The organism is Phyllobacterium sp. CL33Tsu (assembly GCF_900113985.1).
In the GTDB taxonomy this organism is placed as follows: Bacteria; Pseudomonadota; Alphaproteobacteria; order Rhizobiales; family Rhizobiaceae; genus Phyllobacterium; species Phyllobacterium pellucidum.
This window is the reverse complement of record NZ_FORJ01000002.1, coordinates 533,019-548,632: the sequence shown is the minus strand read 5'-3', so window position 1 is coordinate 548,632 and position 15,614 is coordinate 533,019. Positions and strand designations below refer to the sequence as shown.

The following is a 15,614-nucleotide window of genomic DNA, read 5'->3' as shown; positions in this document are numbered from 1 at the left end:
GCGTTGATGGGGAAATTCGAGGGGATGCCTTGATGGCGAAAAAGCATGTTGCAGTGCTGATGGGCGGCTTTTCATCGGAGCGTCCGGTGAGCCTTTCGTCCGGCAATTCCTGCGCCGATGCTTTGGAGGCCGAAGGCTATGCCGTCACCCGCGTCGACGTCGACCGCAACATCGCCAGCATCCTGAACGATCTTCGGCCCGACGTCGCCTTCAATGCCCTTCACGGCCCCTTCGGCGAGGACGGTACGATCCAGGGCATCCTCGAATTTCTTGAAATTCCCTATACCCATTCTGGCGTGTTGGCCTCGGCGCTTGCTATGGACAAGCAGCAGGCGAAAATCGTTGCCAGGGCGGCAGGCGTGCCTGTCGCGGAAGCGAAGGTGATGAACCGGTTCGACTTCACGTCGGCGCATCCGATGAAGCCACCCTATGTCGTTAAGCCGGTCAACGAAGGTTCGAGCTTTGGCGTCGTTATCGTCAAGGAGGATCAATCGCATCCGCCGCAGGTCATCACATCGCCGGACTGGAAATATGGCGATACGGTCATGGTCGAGCGCTACATTCACGGCCGCGAATTGACCTGCGCTGTCATGGGCGATGTCGCCATCGGCGTGTGCGAAATCATCCCCGTTGGCCACCAGTTCTACGATTATGATTCAAAATACGTTACCGGCGGATCAAATCATGTAGTGCCGGCTAAAATTTCACTAAAAATTTACCAAAAAGTACAAACACTGGCACTCAAGGCGCATCAGGCAATTGGATGTAAAGGAATTAGCCGGTCGGACTTCCGTTATGACGACCGTTTTTCCGAAGATGGCGAGCTTATCTGGCTGGAAGTGAACACCCAGCCCGGCATGACGCCAACATCCCTTGTACCGGATATCGCCAAAGCTGCGGGGCATACCTTCGGTGAATTGTTGAGTTGGATGGTGGAGGACGCATCGTGTTTGCGTTGAAGGCTAAAAATGCGCATCCGCGCGCTGCAGTGACGGTCGGTTCGGACCGCACGGCGGGTTTTGGCCGCTTCCGCGTCGTCCTGCCGAAATTTTTGCGCAAGCCGGTCCGCGTCTTCTCGCGCCTCGTCGAGGGCGAGCTCACGATCCCCAATCATGTTGGCACCATCGGCGCGGTTGCCTTCTTTGCCTTGACCGGCGCCTATGGTGCGATCCTCGGCGGGCATGCCCCAGAGGTCGTGAAAGTAACGACTTCGACCTTCGGCTTTGCCATCGAAGACGTGAAGGTGGTTGGAAACAGCGAAACCTCGGAGATCGATGTCCTCGGTGCGCTCGGGCTCGACGGGGAGACCTCGCTGGTCGGACTGAGCGCAGCGGATGCGCAAAAGGCGGTTGCGACGCTGCCCTGGGTCGAATCCGTCGATGTTTTCAAGGTCTATCCCAACACCATCCAGATCTCGATCCACGAGCGCACCGCGCTGGCGGTCTGGCAAAACGGCTCCGAGCTTTCGGTGATCGATGCGGATGGCCGCGTGATCGTCCCCTATACGGGCGGACGCAGCGCCTCGCTACCGCTGGTTATCGGCGCCGGTGCTGAAAAGCAGGCGAAGCTGCTGTTTGCGCAGATGGCGGCGTACCCGCAGATCGCAGCTGAGGCAAAAGCCTATGCGCGTGTTGGCGATCGTCGCTGGGACCTGTTCTTGAAGAATGGCGTGACGGTGATGCTGCCCGAGGGGCAGATCAAGCAAGCGCTCGCCGACATCGTCGATATGGACAACAAGTCCGGCATTCTGTCGCGCGACATCGCTTCGGTGGACATGCGTTTGACAGACCGCGTCGTTGTGCGGCTGACGCCCGACGCGATGATGCAGCGTGTTGAGTATTTGAAGGCGCGGGACAAGGCGCCAAAGCGTTCGGAGAAGCGTGTATGAGTATTCTGAACGGAAAGAGCACCTCGAATGGAGCGCCATCCGCCAAGCGGACGCGCTCCTTGACGGTTCTCGACATCGGATCGAGCAAGGTCTGCTGCATTATTGCGCGGTTGCGTCCGCGCGAGGAAAGCGCGCTTCTGCCTGGCCGAACCCATCGCATTGAAGTGCTTGGCATCGGTCACCAGAAGTCGCGTGGCATCAAGTCCGGTGTCATCGTCAATCTCGATGCGGCCGAACAGGCGATCCGCCTTGCCGTCGATGCGGCGGAGCGCATGGCAGGCCTCACGGTCGACTCGATGATCGTCAATATTTCGTCCGGCCGGCTCAAGAGCGAGACGTTCTCCGCCAGCATCAATCTTGGTGGCCATGAAGTCGACCAGGCCGACATCCGCCGCGTTCTTGCCGCCGGCGCCAAGCAGGCGCTTGCCACCGAACGGCATCTCGTCCACTCCCTGCCGGTTGCCTACGGTCTCGATGGCGAGCGCGGCATCCGCGATCCGCTCGGCATGATCGGCGATACACTCGGGGTCGATATGCACGTGCTGACGGCTGATGCTGCGCCGCTGCGCAACCTCGAGCTTTGTGTCAATCGCTGCCATCTTTCGGTTGAGGCGATGATCGCGACACCGTATGCCAGCGGCCTTTCGGCCCTCGTCGACGACGAAGCCGAGATGGGTGCTGCCTGCATCGACATGGGCGGCGGCACGACCACCATCTCCGTCTTCTCCGAGGGTAAGTTCATTCATGCCGATGCCATCGCCATCGGCGGCAATCACGTGACGATGGACGTCGCACGCGGCCTCTCCGCGCACATGGACGATGCCGAGCGGCTCAAGGTGATGCACGGTTCGGCCCTGCCGAGCGCGGCCGACGATCGCGATCTCATCAGCGTGTCGCCGCTCGGCAACGATGCTCGGGATGTCCCCAATCAATATCCGCGTGCCGTGCTCACGCGCATCATCCGCGCCCGCGTCGAGGAGACGCTGGAGCTTGCGCGCGACCGTCTCAATCAGTCAGGTTATGGGCAGATCGTCGGCAAGCGCGTCGTACTTACAGGTGGAGCCAGTCAGTTGGCAGGGCTGCCGGAAGTCGCCCGCCGCATCCTGGCTCGCAATGTGCGCATAGGTCGTCCTCTCGGCGTTACGGGGCTTCCCGAAGCAGCCAAGGGTCCGGCCTTCTCCGCAGCGGTCGGTCTTTTGATCTATCCGCAGGTAGCAGGCATCGAGGAGCGTTCTGTAAAGGCCGGTTCATCATCGCTGATGACAGGTACAGGTGGGCGTTTTCAGCGTATCGGCCAGTGGCTGAGAGAGAGTTTTTGATCAATCGGGGAAACCCAAAAGAAAATGCCGCAGCGGCGAGGCGGTAAGGACGAAAAGGAACGAGACACATGAGCATCAATCTGCAAAAGCCGGATATTACCGAGCTTAAGCCCCGCATCACCGTGTTCGGTGTTGGCGGTGGCGGTGGCAATGCGGTCAATAACATGATCAATGCCGGCTTGCGCGGTGTTGAATTTGTTGTGGCCAATACCGACGCACAGGCGCTGTCGCAATCGAAGGCGGAACGCCTCATTCAGCTGGGCGCTGCCGTTACCGAAGGCCTCGGCGCTGGATCGCAGCCGGAAGTCGGCCGCGCAGCCGCCGAAGAGTGCATCGACGAGATCATTGATCATCTGTCGGGCACACATATGTGCTTCGTTACCGCCGGTATGGGCGGCGGTACGGGTACGGGCGCTGCTCCGGTCGTTGCCCGCGCGGCGCGTGAAAAGGGCATCCTCACCGTCGGCGTCGTCACCAAGCCGTTCCATTTCGAAGGTCAGCGCCGCATGCGCACCGCCGACATGGGCATTGCCGACCTGCAGAAGAATGTCGATACGCTCATCGTCATTCCAAACCAGAACCTCTTCCGCATCGCCAATGACAAGACGACCTTTGCCGACGCTTTCGCGATGGCCGACCAGGTCCTCTATTCGGGCGTTGCCTGCATTACCGACCTCATGGTCAAGGAAGGCCTCATCAATCTCGATTTCGCCGACGTTCGCTCGGTGATGCGCGAGATGGGCAAGGCCATGATGGGCACTGGCGAAGCTTCGGGCGATGGCCGCGCAATGGCTGCCGCGGAAGCTGCGATCGCCAACCCGCTCCTCGACGAAACCTCGATGCGCGGCGCCAAGGGCCTCCTGATCTCGATCACCGGGGGCCGTGACATGACGCTGTTCGAGGTGGACGAGGCGGCAACGCGTATCCGCGAAGAAGTCGACCAGGATGCCAACATCATCCTCGGCGCCACGTTCGATGAAAGCCTCGAAGGCATCATCCGCGTTTCGGTCGTCGCTACCGGCATCGACAAGCAGGTTGGGGAATCGGCGCCTGCGCCGATCGAATTTCGCCAGCCCATGAAGCCTGTGGCGAAGCCCGCGCCGCTGCCGGCGGCAAGGGTCGAGACCGTGACCCGTCCGTTTGTCCAGCAGCCGGCCGCCCGCACCGCCGATCCGGTCGCCGATGTGATCCGCGCCGCCGAACACGACGTTCCGCAGCGCGCACCCCAGCCAATCGAGCAAGAGTTCCGTCCGCAAAGCCGGATCTTCCAGGCGCCTGCACCGGAAGTCTTCGATGCACCGATCGCTGCCGCACCGGTTCAGCCCGTGCATCAGCCGGCACCGCAGCCGCAAATGCAGGCCGCTCCCGTGCAGCCTGCTGCGCCGCGCATGCCCAACGTCGCCGATTTCCCGCCTGTCGTTCAGGCGGAACTCAGCGCACGGGATATGGCGTCGCGCGATCATGGCCGCGAGCAGGCCGCTTACGAGCCGCAGGAAGACCGCGGACCGATGGGCCTCCTCAAGCGCCTGACCGCCGGTCTGACCCGCCGCGAAGACGAGACCGCACGCCTCGAGCCGGCGCAGCCGCGCGAACCGGCAATGCGCCCGGCCGAGCCGCGCCGCCCGCTGTCACAGGATGCGTCGATCTACGCGCCACGCCGTGGACAGCTCGACGATCAGGGCCGCGTGCAGTCGCAGTCGCGTCAGGCTTCCGAAGACGACCAGTTGGAAATTCCGGCCTTCCTGCGCCGGCAGGCCAACTGATCTGATCACGGATTATTAACGAATATGAATTCCGCCACTCAAATCGTGGCGGAATTTCTCTTTAAAACCATTGAATTGGCATGAAAACGACTTAGCTGCACGCATGGCGGTTTCGTTACAAATGTCCCGAAACCGTGATTTTGCTTCGCAAGGCGCCATCTGTATCTTGCGCTGCAATAAGACAGGGTGGTTGATTCCGCGGCAACGCCGCGCGTCAGTCAGATGTCCAGACCGGATATCGATCCGGCAAGTTCACAGGCAAGGGGTTCAATGCGCGATTTCCAGACGACGATTGCAGGACGCATCACGCTTTCCGGAGCGGGCGTTCATAGCGGCGCCCCCGTCAGCCTGACCTTCCTGCCCGCCGATCCAGATACCGGCATCGTGTTCCACCGGGTGGACGGCAAGGGCGATACGCACCCGATCAAGGCGCTGGTGTCGCAAGTCGGGACGACCGATCTTTCGACGACACTGACGAATGGCGCCGGTCTCACCATCAGCACTGTCGAGCATGTCATGGCTGCGATTGCGGGCGCGGGCATCGACAACATGACCATCGAAATCGATGGGCCGGAAGTGCCGATCCTCGACGGAACGTCGCTCGCCTTTCTCGATGCCTTCGAAGAGGCCGGATTTGTGCGCCAGGCGGCCAAGCGCCGTTTCATCCGCATTCTCAAGCCGACGCGGATCGAGTCGGGCGCTTCCTGGGCCGAGTTTCGGCCGCATGACGGCACGCGCTACGAGGTTGAGATCGATTTCGAGACGCCGGTTATCGGCCGCCAGAAATTTGCCGCCGATATGGACGAGAGGACCTTCCGCAAGGAGATCGCACGGGCGCGCACCTTCGGGTTCATGCGCGATGTCGAAAAGCTCTGGGCCGCCGGGCTGGCGCTCGGTTCCTCGCTCGACAACTCGCTCGTCATCGGCGACGACAATTCGGTGATCAATCCGGGCGGACTGCGCTACAAGGATGAATTCGTGCGTCACAAGACGCTCGATGCCATCGGCGACCTTGCGCTTGCGGGTGCGCCGTTTATCGGTTGTTTCCGTTCCTATCGGGGCGGACACCGACTCAATGCGGCTATGCTGCGCGCGCTTCTGTCGGATCATTCGGCTTTCGAGATCGTGGAAATGGCCGGAAAGCGCAGCCAATCGCGCGGGGCGACGCTTGTTGCGGTCAACGCGCCGGTATTCGCACCCTGGGTCCTGTAGTCCGATGAATTGAAGCCGGCTGCGCCGGCGTCGTCACGTAGAAACAGCGTTTCTATTGCTCATCGGATTCGGTCGCCGGATGGCAGACTAACACTAGCACGGCCGCTGGAACGCTATTCTTACCCTGGTGTCTGCTCCTATGGGTCGACAGAAACAGCGCTGCGCACTGCCTCGGTCATGATGGCGGCGAGGCGAAGGGTCGCCGGATCGGCATGCGATTGCGAGCGATGCAGGAGGAGACTGAGCGACGGCAGCCCGGGCAGGCCGCTTACAACCGGCGCCAGAGGCTGGACGCTGGCCGGCAGTCCAACCGGTGTTCGAACAGTTACGCCCAGTCCTGCCGCCGTTGCCGCCCACAGGCCGGCAAGGCTGGGGCTGGTAAAGGCGAGGCGCCAGGCGATGCCGGCATGATCGAGCGCGTTGGTGGCGGCAGTGCGCAGCAGGCAAGGCGCTTCGAGGCAGGCCAAGGGCAGAGGATCGTCAGCAACTGCCAGCCGTTCAATTGACGCATTGGCCGAACCTACCCAGCACATCGGCACCTCGGCAATGCGCTCGCAATAGGGCGTAACCGCCCCGTCGCTCCAGGCGAGCGCGAGATCGAGTTTCCCGGAGGTGACGCGATCGATCAATTCGGCGTTGCGCGCAACACGGGCTTCGATGCGAACCTTTGGATGGGCGCGTGCAAACTGGCCCAGTACCTGTGGCAAAATGGTCTCGCCGAAATCCTCCTGCAGGCCAAGCCGCACCCAGCCTTCGAGTTCGCTGCCGTGGATCGCTACAATAGCCTCGTCATTGAGATCGAGCAGGCGGCGCGCATAAGCCAGCATGGTTTCTCCGGCATCCGTCAACGCAAGACCGCGACCTTGCTTGACGAAGATATCCGTGCCGGCCTGCTGCTCCAATTTTCTCAATTGCGAACTGACCGCAGAGGTCGACCGCCCAAGCTTGTCAGCAGCCTTTGCGAAGCTGCCAAGCTCGACGCCAGCGACGAATGTCCTCAGCACCTCGAGATCCAATGTGATCTGCCGCATTTTAACTATCCTATATTTTAGGATCAATTGTTTAAATTATTCTAATTTTAAGGACCATCATGAGCGCGTATAGTCGCTGGGTCAAGCAAAGTTGCGCAAGAATCCAAGGACTATAACGATGCCATTCACTCGGATCACACTGCTGGAGGGAAAGTCGCCGGAGTATTTGAAGGGGCTTTCCGACAGCCTGCATCAGGCAATGGTGGAAACATTCGACGTGCCCGCGGCAGATCGGTTCCAGGCGATCCACCAGTTGCGCCCCGGCGAACTCATATTCGATCGCACCTATTTCGGTGGGCCGCGCTCCGACGATTTTGTCGTCTTTACCATCACTACGGGCAAGCCACGGGACACGGCGATCAAGAGAGCGTTCTACAAGCGGCTCGTGGCATTGCTTGCAGAGTCCCCGGGGGTAAGACCCGAGGACGTCATGATCATCGTCAGCACATCGAGCCGGGACGAGTGGTCGTTCAGCAATGGCGAAACCCAGATGCTGGATGGCGCTGCCGTCGAGGAGGCCCGGACATGATCGCCATGCAATATAGCTTCACGCTGCCCGCCGACTACGACATGTCGATCATCGACAGACGGATCGCCGAAAAGGGGCCGCTTCTCGATAACCTGCCCGGCCTTAAGTTCAAAGCTTACCTGACAGCGCGTAAAGGCAGCAGAAGTACCGAAAATCTCTACGCGCCCTTCTACGTCTGGGACAATGAATCCGGCATGATGGACTTTATCTGCGGAGATGGTTTCGCCAACCTGACACAGTCGTTCGGCTGGCCCGCAGTCCGGACCTGGTTCGTCTGGGAGGCGCAGATCGCGCGGAACGTCCGGGAAGCAGTCGCAGCAACGCGCCAACTTCGCGAAACGCCGGCCTATGCACCGCTTGCGGATTTGCGCAGGCGCGAGAGCGCCGACGTGTTCGAGGATGTCGAGCAGAACGGCGCGTTGGCGTCGATTTCTGCTTTCGAGCCGACGACCTGGACGCGCGTGCGCTTTCAGCTATGGGGCGAGAGAAATTCAGCCAGACCAGGTGAGACGTTCGATGTCGGGCACGTTTCCTTTCCGGAAGGGGCACAATCCGATTAGACTTTAGTAGGGCTTTTAACGGCCGTATGTCCATGCAACGAGTAACGCTGTCGGCATCCGCAGGTCCAGCGCGACCGACCTCGTGGAGCCGGTCGTGAATTCGGAATTAAAGACATCGCTAGCCAGCCGTTCGCTCATTGCACTTGCCATGCTGAACTTCTTCTTGGCCGATGCGCGCGATGGGCTTGGTCCGTTTCTTGACGGGTTTCTGGCAACGCGCGGATGGACGCCGGTAACGCTCGGCTTCATAGCGATGATTGGCGGCATACTCGGAATGGTGGCGACGCCCTTGTTTGGGGCCATGGTGGACGCGTCGCGGCATAAGCGACTGCTGATCATTGTGCCTGTCGTGCTGGTCAATGCCGGTGCGCTTTGGACACTTGTCAGCCCCGATAATCTGTCGGTGTTCGGTGGCCAGTCTGCGACCGCTATTGTCGGCGCGATTATCGGCCCGGCGCTCATGGGCCTCACGCTTGGCCTCGTGGGCGAGAAGAAGTTTCCAGGACAGGTGGCCAGCAACGAATTCTGGAACCACGCCGGAAATGTCGTTTCCATGGCCGGAACATTCGGGGCCATCCTTATGTTCGGCGAAAGTGGCGTGGTCGTTCTCATGCTGATCACCGCCGTCGCCAGCATCGTTGCCGTACTGGCAATCGACCCGGATGAAATCGACAATGACGTCGCGCGCGGCCTTGTTCCTGAACGCGACAACGACAATGGCCCGTCCGGCTTTGCCGTGCTCTTCGACAATAAGGGCTTGATCTTTCTTGCCGTGACGCTGCTGATCTTTCATTTTGGCAATGCACCCATCACCCGGTTAGTAGCGCAGAATTTTTCGGTCCAGCTTGGGACGCCGTTTCGGACGACGGCGATTACGATAGGGGTCGCGCAGCTGGCGATGATCGTTGCCGCGCTCGCCGCGCCAATGTTGATCAGGCGCTTTGGCCTCGCCTCCGTGTTCATTATCGCGCTTGCTGCGTTGCCCATACGGGGCGCGATTGCCGGAACGCTGACAAGTTTTGTATCGATCTTCCCTGTCCAGATCCTTGACGGCGTTGGCGCAGGTCTGATCGGCATTGCGACGCCGATCGCGGCGGAACGGATTCTGTCGGGAACCGGACGCTTCAATGTCGGCCTTGCCGCAGTCATGACAGTGCAGGGCATCGGCGCTTCACTCAGCAATGCGGTCGCCGGCTGGCTCACTCAAATAGGCGGTTACGCCCTGGCCTATTGGGTGCATGGCGGCGTAGCGGTGCTGGCGCTTCTCCTGTTTCTTGCCACAAGAACCTCCATTACGCCGGACAGCCCAAGATCGTGAGTACGTGGGCCAAAAGCGCCTGCAGAATCGCCTTAGGCATTCATAAGATGGCGGAGCGGTGAAATTACCGAGCTTCAAGGCTTTGCGGAACCTGCATTCAACAACTGCCTCAACCTCATGATTTGAAGCATATTATCCGGTTTCCGAAGTAATCTTTCCTGCTTATTCCGCCACCTTTTTGAGCTCCGCCACAAAATTGGACGATTGGATGGCAATAAGATTGCTGATTCTTTCGGCTTGTGGTTTATGAACGCCCAACCGACGGTAAGATTGACTTTGTTTGAGCATGAGTCGCAAGCGTGGCCAACAGGTTTGCGAGTGATGCTCTTGAATTATGTGTGGGGCCGGAGAGAGCATGGCGAACTGCAGAATGTCGATGAATAAGCGGTTTGGCGGCAAGGCCAGACTGACCCTTCTCCTTGTTCCGATCGCCGGCGCATTGGCAATTACAGGTTGTGCATCCAAGGATGACGATATCGATCTCAACGCCTATGTCGACACGATCGAGCCCGCCGACGTTCTTTACAATCAGGCGCTCGCCAATCTGAATTCTGGCCGTCTCGACGAGGCCGCCAAGAAGTTCGACGCGGTCGACCGCCAGCATCCCTATTCGGAATTTGCGCGCAAGTCGCTGGTCATGGGCGCCTTCGCCAATTACCGCGCCGGCAAGTATGACGAAGCGGTCAACATGACCAAGCGCTACATCGCGCTCTATCCGAACCAGCCGGAAGCGGCTTACGCCTATTACATCACCGGCCTTGCCTACTATCGCCAGATCCCGGACGTGACGCGCGAACAGGGCATGACGCGCCGTTCGATCGCCGCCTTCAACGAGGTGGTCGAGCGTTTCCCGGATTCCGAATATGTTGAAGACTCGCGTGCGAAGATACGCTTCGGCCGCGACCAGCTCGCCGGCAAGGAAATGCAGGTGGGCCGCTACTATCTGGAGCGGAAGGATTATGTCGCCGCCATCAAGCGCTTCCGCGGCGTTGTCGAGCAATATTCGAACACCCGCCACGTTGAAGAAGCTTTGGCGCGGCTAACCGAGGCTTATTATGCCTTGGGCGTAACCAACGAAGCGCAGGCGGCGGCCGCTGTGCTCGGCCAGAACTATCCGGACAGCCAGTGGTACAAGGACAGCTACAAGCTCTTGCAAAGCGGTGGATTGCAGCCGCGTGAAAGCGCTGGATCGTGGCTTTCCAAGGCCGCAGCGGCTATTACTGGTGGCAAAGACGGCGTCTGACCCTAACCTGAGCGATCCATGCTTTCGCATTTGTCGATCCGCGATATTGTTCTGATTGAACGGCTCGACATCGAGTTTCGCGATGGCCTGTCGGTGCTGACCGGCGAGACCGGTGCCGGCAAATCCATTCTTCTCGACGCGCTGTCGCTGGCTCTCGGAGCGCGCGGCGACGCCTCGCTCGTTCGCCATGGTGCCGACCAGGGCCAGGTAACGGCGGTATTCGATGTGACAGGCGGTCATCCGGCCCGTGCCTTGCTGCGCGACAACGATATCGATGACGACGGCGACATCATCCTGCGCCGTGTTCAGACCGCTGACGGCCGCAGCCGCGTGTTCATCAATGATCAGGCGGCAAGCGTGACCCTGCTGCGCGAGCTCGGGAAACGGCTTGTCGAAATTCACGGACAGCACGATGATCGGGCTCTTGTCGATATCGACATTCATCGCACGCTGCTCGACGCCTTCGGGGCGCTGGAAGTCAAGGCGGCGCAAGTTCGCGACCTGTACAAGGCATGGCGCGACGCGGAGCATTCGCTCGTGCGCCACCGGGCCAAGGTGGAGGCCGCCGCGCGCGAGGCCGACTATTTGCGCGCCTCCGTCGAAGAACTCGCCAAGCTCGATCCCGAGCCGCAAGAAGAAGAGACGCTGGCGATCAAGCGGACGGATATGATGCGATCCGAAAGGATTGCGGGCGATGTCAACGATGCCAATGAGGTGCTTTCGGGCAACGGGTCGCCAGTGCCGTCGCTGGCGAGCCTGGTGCGCCGGCTCGAACGCAAGGTTCCCGAAGCGCCGCAACTGCTCGAACCGGTCGTCAAGGCGATCGATGAAGCGCTCAATGCACTCGCCGAAGCGCAAAATGGCGTCGAACATGCAATTCGTGCCATCGATTTTGACCCGCGCGTCCTCGAACAGACGGAGGAGCGACTTTTTGCTCTGCGTGCAGCTGCGCGTAAATATTCCGTCGCGGTCGACGATCTTGCCGCGCTGCGCGATAGGATGGATGCCGATCTCGCCGATATCGACGCAGGCGCCGAGCGGCTTGCCGTGCTGGAACTTGAGGCAACGGCAGCGCGCGATGCTTATGATCGTGCAGCGGCTGTGCTTTCGGCCGATCGCATCGAAACTGCTGATCATCTCAAGCAGGCGGTGATGGCCGAACTGCCGGCGCTCAAGCTCGAGCGCGCCGAGTTCATCGTTGAAATCAAGACGGACCCGGCAAACCGCAGCGCCGATGGCATCGACACGATCGAATACTGGGTGCGGACAAACCCTGGCACGCGTGCCGGGCCCATGATGAAGGTTGCGTCAGGGGGCGAACTTTCGCGCTTCCTGCTTGCACTCAAGGTGGCGCTTGCCGATCGTGGTTCGGCGCCGACCCTCGTCTTCGACGAAATCGACACGGGCGTCGGCGGCGCAGTTGCCGATGCGATCGGCCAGCGGCTGCGTCGTCTTGCCGGTCAGGTGCAGGTGCTTTCGGTAACGCACGCGCCGCAGGTGGCTGCGAGGGCACAGACACACTTTCTCATTGTGAAATCGGCAGCCGGAAATGACCGGGTTGCGACATCCATCCGGGCGATGGAAACGAACGACCGGCAGGAGGAAATCGCCCGCATGCTTGCAGGCGCCAGCGTCACCGACGAGGCCCGCGCCGCGGCGGTTCGGCTTTTGCGCGAGAACGCCGCCGCCATTTCCTGAGTTATGGCAGGAGGTGGCGGCTGCGCCGCCAACGCGCAGATTGCACGATGCTTTTCGGTATATGTTAGGCTAATCTCCCGTCCGAATCCGTATATTCAGCGTCGGACAGGCCATGGCAGACACCCCCGTAGAAAAACTGACTGAGCCGGAAGCGGCCGAGGAACTTGGCCGGCTGGCAGCGGAGATCGCCCAGCACGACTATCGCTATAACACGGAGGATGCGCCGATCATCTCGGATGCCGAGTATGACGCCCTGCGCCGACGCAACCTTGCCATCGAGCAGCGCTTCCCGCACCTGAAGCGCGAAGATTCGCCCTCCAACAAGGTCGGCGCCAGCGTCTCGGAAAAGTTCGGCAAGGTTACGCATGCCATTCCGATGCTGTCGTTGGACAACGCTTTTTCCGACAGCGACGTTGCGGATTTTGTCGGCCGTATCCGCCGCTTTCTCAAGCTTGGTGCGGATGCCCCGGTAGCCATCACTGCCGAGCCGAAGATCGATGGCCTGTCGCTGTCCCTGCGCTACGAACTCGGGCGGCTCGTGACGGCGGCGACGCGCGGCGACGGAGCGACCGGCGAGAATGTCACGCTCAATGCCCGTACCGTTGCGAGCATTCCGAACGTCCTCAGCGGCAAGCCGCCAGAGGTGCTCGAGGTGCGCGGCGAGGTTTATATGAGCCATGCGGATTTTGCCGCACTCAATGAACGCCAGGCCAAGGAAGGCAAGCAAATCTTCGCCAACCCGCGCAATGCCGCGGCAGGATCGCTGCGCCAGCTTGATGCCACGATCACGGCGTCGCGCCCGCTGCAGTTCTTTGCCTATGCCTGGGGCGAAATAAGCGAAATGCCGGCGAAGACCCAGATGGGGATGGTTGCGGCCTTCAAGGACTATGGATTCCGCGTCAACCCGCTGATGAAGCGCTTCGAGACGGTGGAGGGGCTGGTCAAGCACTACCACGAGATCGAGGAACAGCGCGCGCTTCTTGGCTACGACATCGACGGGGTGGTCTACAAGGTCGACGAGCTTGCCCTGCAGCAGCGTCTCGGTTTCGTTTCGCGCAGCCCGCGCTGGGCCATCGCCCACAAGTTCCCGGCGGAACGGGCGATGACCATACTGCGCGGCATCGATATTCAGGTCGGACGCACGGGGGCGCTGACGCCGGTTGCGCGGCTGGAACCGGTCACGGTAGGCGGCGTTGTCGTCACCAACGTCACCCTGCACAATGAAGATTACATCAAGGGTATTGGTCAGAATGGGCAGCCGATCAGGGAAGGTCGCGACTTGCGCATCGGCGATACGGTCGTCGTGCAACGCGCCGGTGACGTCATTCCGCAGATCGTCGATATCGTGGCGGACAAGCCGCGCGGATCGGCTCCTTACGTCTTTCCCGACACATGCCCGGCTTGCGGCTCCCATGCCGTGCGCGAGGAAGGCGAGGCGGTGCGTCGCTGCACCGGCGGGCTGATCTGCCCCGCCCAGGCCGTGGAGCGGATACGGCATTTCGTCTCGCGCAACGCGTTCGACATTGAGGGACTTGGCGAAAAGCAGGTCGAGTTTTTCTTCAAATCGGACGATCCTGCGCTCCATATCGGCACGCCTGCCGACATCTTCACGTTGAAGAAGCGGCAAGCCAACTCGTTGGCAAAGCTGGAAAATATCGACGGTTTTGGCACCCTATCGGTCAAAAAGCTCTATGACGCCATCGACGACAGGCGGGAAGTGTCATTGAGCCGCTTCATCTACGGCCTTGGCATACGCCATGTCGGCGAAGTCAATGCGAAGCGGCTGGCGAAAGCCTTCCGCTCGTATGCACGGCTGGCCGAAACAGCCATGGCGGCCGAGATGCCGAAGGACAGATCCGACAAGGGCAACGATGCCTGGCGCGAACTCAACGACGTTGAAGGTATCGGCAGCATCGTCGCCGAGGCGCTCGTCGATTTTTACGCGGAGGAACATAATCGCGAGGCGCTTGCGGCGCTTCTTGCCGAAGTGACACCGCTCGACGAGGAAGTAAAGACAGTCAACGACTCGCCCGTGGCGGGCAAGACGATCGTCTTCACAGGGTCGCTCGAGCGTATGTCGCGCGACGAGGCGAAGGCGATGGCCGAGCGCTACGGCGCTAAGACCGCGGGGTCCGTCTCCAAGAAAACCGATCTTGTCGTTGCCGGGCCAGGCGCCGGCTCGAAGCTCGCGCAGGCGCAAACGCTCGGCATCGAGGTCATTGACGAGGATTCGTGGTTCACGTTGGTGGGAGCATGAGCGAGCCGCTGTTCAAGGGCTTCGGCGACAAGGCCTTGCCCTTCCTCAAAGCGCTGGATTTCCATCAGAATCGGGAGTGGTTTCTCGAAAACAAGGAGCTTTTCGAGGCCCATCTCTACGAACCGCTCGGCGATCTCGTCGAAGACCTGATCGCCCGCTTCGAAAAGGCAGGCCTCCCGTTTAAAGGTGATCGCAAGAAGTCGCAGTTTCGGATAAAGCGCGACACGCGCTTTGCCAAGGACAAGAGCCCCTATAACCGGCATCTTTCGGCATTGCTTTCTCCAGACGGCAGCAAATGGACCGAAACCGGATGCTTTTACGTTTGCGTCGGGCTCGAAGATTATCGCGGCTGCTATGCGGCGGTGGCCTGGTGGCAGCCGAAGGGCGAACTCCTCACCGCCATGCGCCAATCGATTGTCACGAAGCCGGAGAAATACCGTGCGATGGTCGAGGCCCTGCGCAGGAACGGCCTTGAATTGCGCGACAGCGACCGGTTGAAGCGAACGCCGCGCGGCTTTGACGACGTGACGGATGCGGATTTGATCGAAGCGCTGCGCAACCGGAGTTTCGTCGTGCGCCATGCGATTGACCCTGGGGCGATTACCGCGCCGGAGCTTGCCGATGATCTGTTTGATTTCGCCTTGCGATCCAGACCGCTGATCGACTGGGGTCGATCCATCGAGGGCACGCTCGTCACTGAAGTCGCTACGTTGTAATCGTATCGGCAGGTGGAACGAATAGGGTTCACTGCAGCAACATTGATCTTATCGATCAACAAATCTCGCGTGACACACTC

The 15,614-nt window shown here is 60.5% G+C and carries 13 protein-coding genes; 12 read left to right on the top strand and 1 reads right to left on the bottom strand.

What is annotated here, in order from left to right; genetic code table 11:
* Positions 1-32 precede the first annotated feature (32 nt).
* The 5 genes from BM074_RS12280 to lpxC all read left to right on the top strand — a co-directional run bounded on the left by BM074_RS12280 (position 33) and on the right by lpxC (position 6,182).
* On the top strand, positions 33-959 hold the full coding sequence (locus BM074_RS12280; protein ID WP_091922286.1) for a D-alanine--D-alanine ligase: 927 nt from the start codon (positions 33-35) through the stop codon (positions 957-959).
* Positions 947-1,888: a cell division protein FtsQ/DivIB gene (locus BM074_RS12275; RefSeq protein ID WP_091922284.1), complete on the top strand. Its 942-nt coding sequence runs from the start codon at positions 947-949 to the stop codon at positions 1,886-1,888. Before BM074_RS12280 ends, BM074_RS12275 begins: the two co-directional genes overlap by 13 nt.
* On the top strand, positions 1,885-3,207 hold the full coding sequence (ftsA, locus tag BM074_RS12270) for a cell division protein FtsA (RefSeq protein ID WP_027231896.1): 1,323 nt from the start codon (positions 1,885-1,887) through the stop codon (positions 3,205-3,207). Before BM074_RS12275 ends, ftsA begins: the two co-directional genes overlap by 4 nt.
* A 68-nt stretch (positions 3,208-3,275) precedes the next feature.
* Complete coding sequence (gene ftsZ, locus BM074_RS12265) at positions 3,276-4,970, top strand: cell division protein FtsZ (protein WP_091922282.1); 1,695 nt, start codon at positions 3,276-3,278, stop codon at positions 4,968-4,970.
* Between the two features lie 270 nt (positions 4,971-5,240).
* Positions 5,241-6,182 (top strand): UDP-3-O-acyl-N-acetylglucosamine deacetylase, encoded by a 942-nt coding sequence (gene lpxC, locus BM074_RS12260; RefSeq protein ID WP_027231894.1) that lies wholly within the window; start codon positions 5,241-5,243, stop codon positions 6,180-6,182.
* 137 nt (positions 6,183-6,319) lie between these two features.
* On the opposite strand, the gene BM074_RS12255 is transcribed toward lpxC, so the two are convergent.
* Complete coding sequence (locus BM074_RS12255) at positions 6,320-7,213, bottom strand: LysR substrate-binding domain-containing protein (RefSeq protein ID WP_091922280.1); 894 nt, start codon at positions 7,211-7,213, stop codon at positions 6,320-6,322.
* A gap of 118 nt (positions 7,214-7,331) precedes the next feature.
* Here BM074_RS12255 and BM074_RS12250 point away from each other — a divergent pair, with 118 nt between their 5' ends.
* The 7 genes from BM074_RS12250 (at position 7,332) to BM074_RS12220 (ending at position 15,534) form a co-directional block, all read left to right on the top strand.
* Positions 7,332-7,742: a tautomerase family protein gene (locus BM074_RS12250; protein WP_091922278.1), complete on the top strand. Its 411-nt coding sequence runs from the start codon at positions 7,332-7,334 to the stop codon at positions 7,740-7,742.
* Positions 7,739-8,302, top strand: a complete 564-nt coding sequence (locus BM074_RS12245) for a DUF4865 family protein (protein ID WP_091922276.1) — start codon at positions 7,739-7,741, stop codon at positions 8,300-8,302. Before BM074_RS12250 ends, BM074_RS12245 begins: the two co-directional genes overlap by 4 nt.
* A 148-nt stretch (positions 8,303-8,450) precedes the next feature.
* Positions 8,451-9,620: an MFS transporter gene (locus tag BM074_RS12240; RefSeq protein ID WP_091922452.1), complete on the top strand. Its 1,170-nt coding sequence runs from the start codon at positions 8,451-8,453 to the stop codon at positions 9,618-9,620.
* Positions 9,621-9,996: 376 nt separating this feature from the next.
* Entirely contained in the window at positions 9,997-10,863 is an 867-nt protein-coding gene (locus BM074_RS12235) for an outer membrane protein assembly factor BamD (protein WP_091922451.1), read from the top strand.
* Positions 10,864-10,881: 18 nt separating this feature from the next.
* A complete protein-coding gene (recN, locus tag BM074_RS12230; protein ID WP_091922274.1) occupies positions 10,882-12,561 on the top strand; it encodes a DNA repair protein RecN in 1,680 nt (559 codons plus the stop codon).
* 112 nt (positions 12,562-12,673) lie between these two features.
* Entirely contained in the window at positions 12,674-14,818 is a 2,145-nt protein-coding gene (ligA, locus tag BM074_RS12225; RefSeq protein WP_091922272.1) for an NAD-dependent DNA ligase LigA, read from the top strand.
* Positions 14,815-15,534, top strand: a complete 720-nt coding sequence (locus BM074_RS12220; RefSeq protein ID WP_091922270.1) for a DUF2461 domain-containing protein — start codon at positions 14,815-14,817, stop codon at positions 15,532-15,534. Before ligA ends, BM074_RS12220 begins: the two co-directional genes overlap by 4 nt.
* The last annotated feature ends 80 nt before the right edge of the window (positions 15,535-15,614 follow it).

Excerpts from the sequence above, each read along its gene's own strand:
- BM074_RS12280 (WP_091922286.1), top strand. The coding sequence starts at position 33 with ATGGCGAAAAAGCATGTTGCAGTGCTGATGGGCGGCTTTTCATCGGAG.
- ftsA (WP_027231896.1), top strand. The coding sequence starts at position 1,885 with ATGAGTATTCTGAACGGAAAGAGCACCTCGAATGGAGCGCCATCCGCC.
- ftsZ (WP_091922282.1), top strand. The coding sequence starts at position 3,276 with ATGAGCATCAATCTGCAAAAGCCGGATATTACCGAGCTTAAGCCCCGC.
- lpxC (WP_027231894.1), top strand. The coding sequence starts at position 5,241 with ATGCGCGATTTCCAGACGACGATTGCAGGACGCATCACGCTTTCCGGA.
- BM074_RS12255 (WP_091922280.1), bottom strand. The coding sequence starts at position 7,213 with ATGCGGCAGATCACATTGGATCTCGAGGTGCTGAGGACATTCGTCGCT.
- BM074_RS12250 (WP_091922278.1), top strand. The coding sequence starts at position 7,332 with ATGCCATTCACTCGGATCACACTGCTGGAGGGAAAGTCGCCGGAGTAT.
- BM074_RS12245 (WP_091922276.1), top strand. The coding sequence starts at position 7,739 with ATGATCGCCATGCAATATAGCTTCACGCTGCCCGCCGACTACGACATG.
- BM074_RS12240 (WP_091922452.1), top strand. The coding sequence starts at position 8,451 with ATGCTGAACTTCTTCTTGGCCGATGCGCGCGATGGGCTTGGTCCGTTT.
- BM074_RS12235 (WP_091922451.1), top strand. The coding sequence starts at position 9,997 with ATGAATAAGCGGTTTGGCGGCAAGGCCAGACTGACCCTTCTCCTTGTT.
- recN (WP_091922274.1), top strand. The coding sequence starts at position 10,882 with ATGCTTTCGCATTTGTCGATCCGCGATATTGTTCTGATTGAACGGCTC.
- ligA (WP_091922272.1), top strand. The coding sequence starts at position 12,674 with ATGGCAGACACCCCCGTAGAAAAACTGACTGAGCCGGAAGCGGCCGAG.
- BM074_RS12220 (WP_091922270.1), top strand. The coding sequence starts at position 14,815 with ATGAGCGAGCCGCTGTTCAAGGGCTTCGGCGACAAGGCCTTGCCCTTC.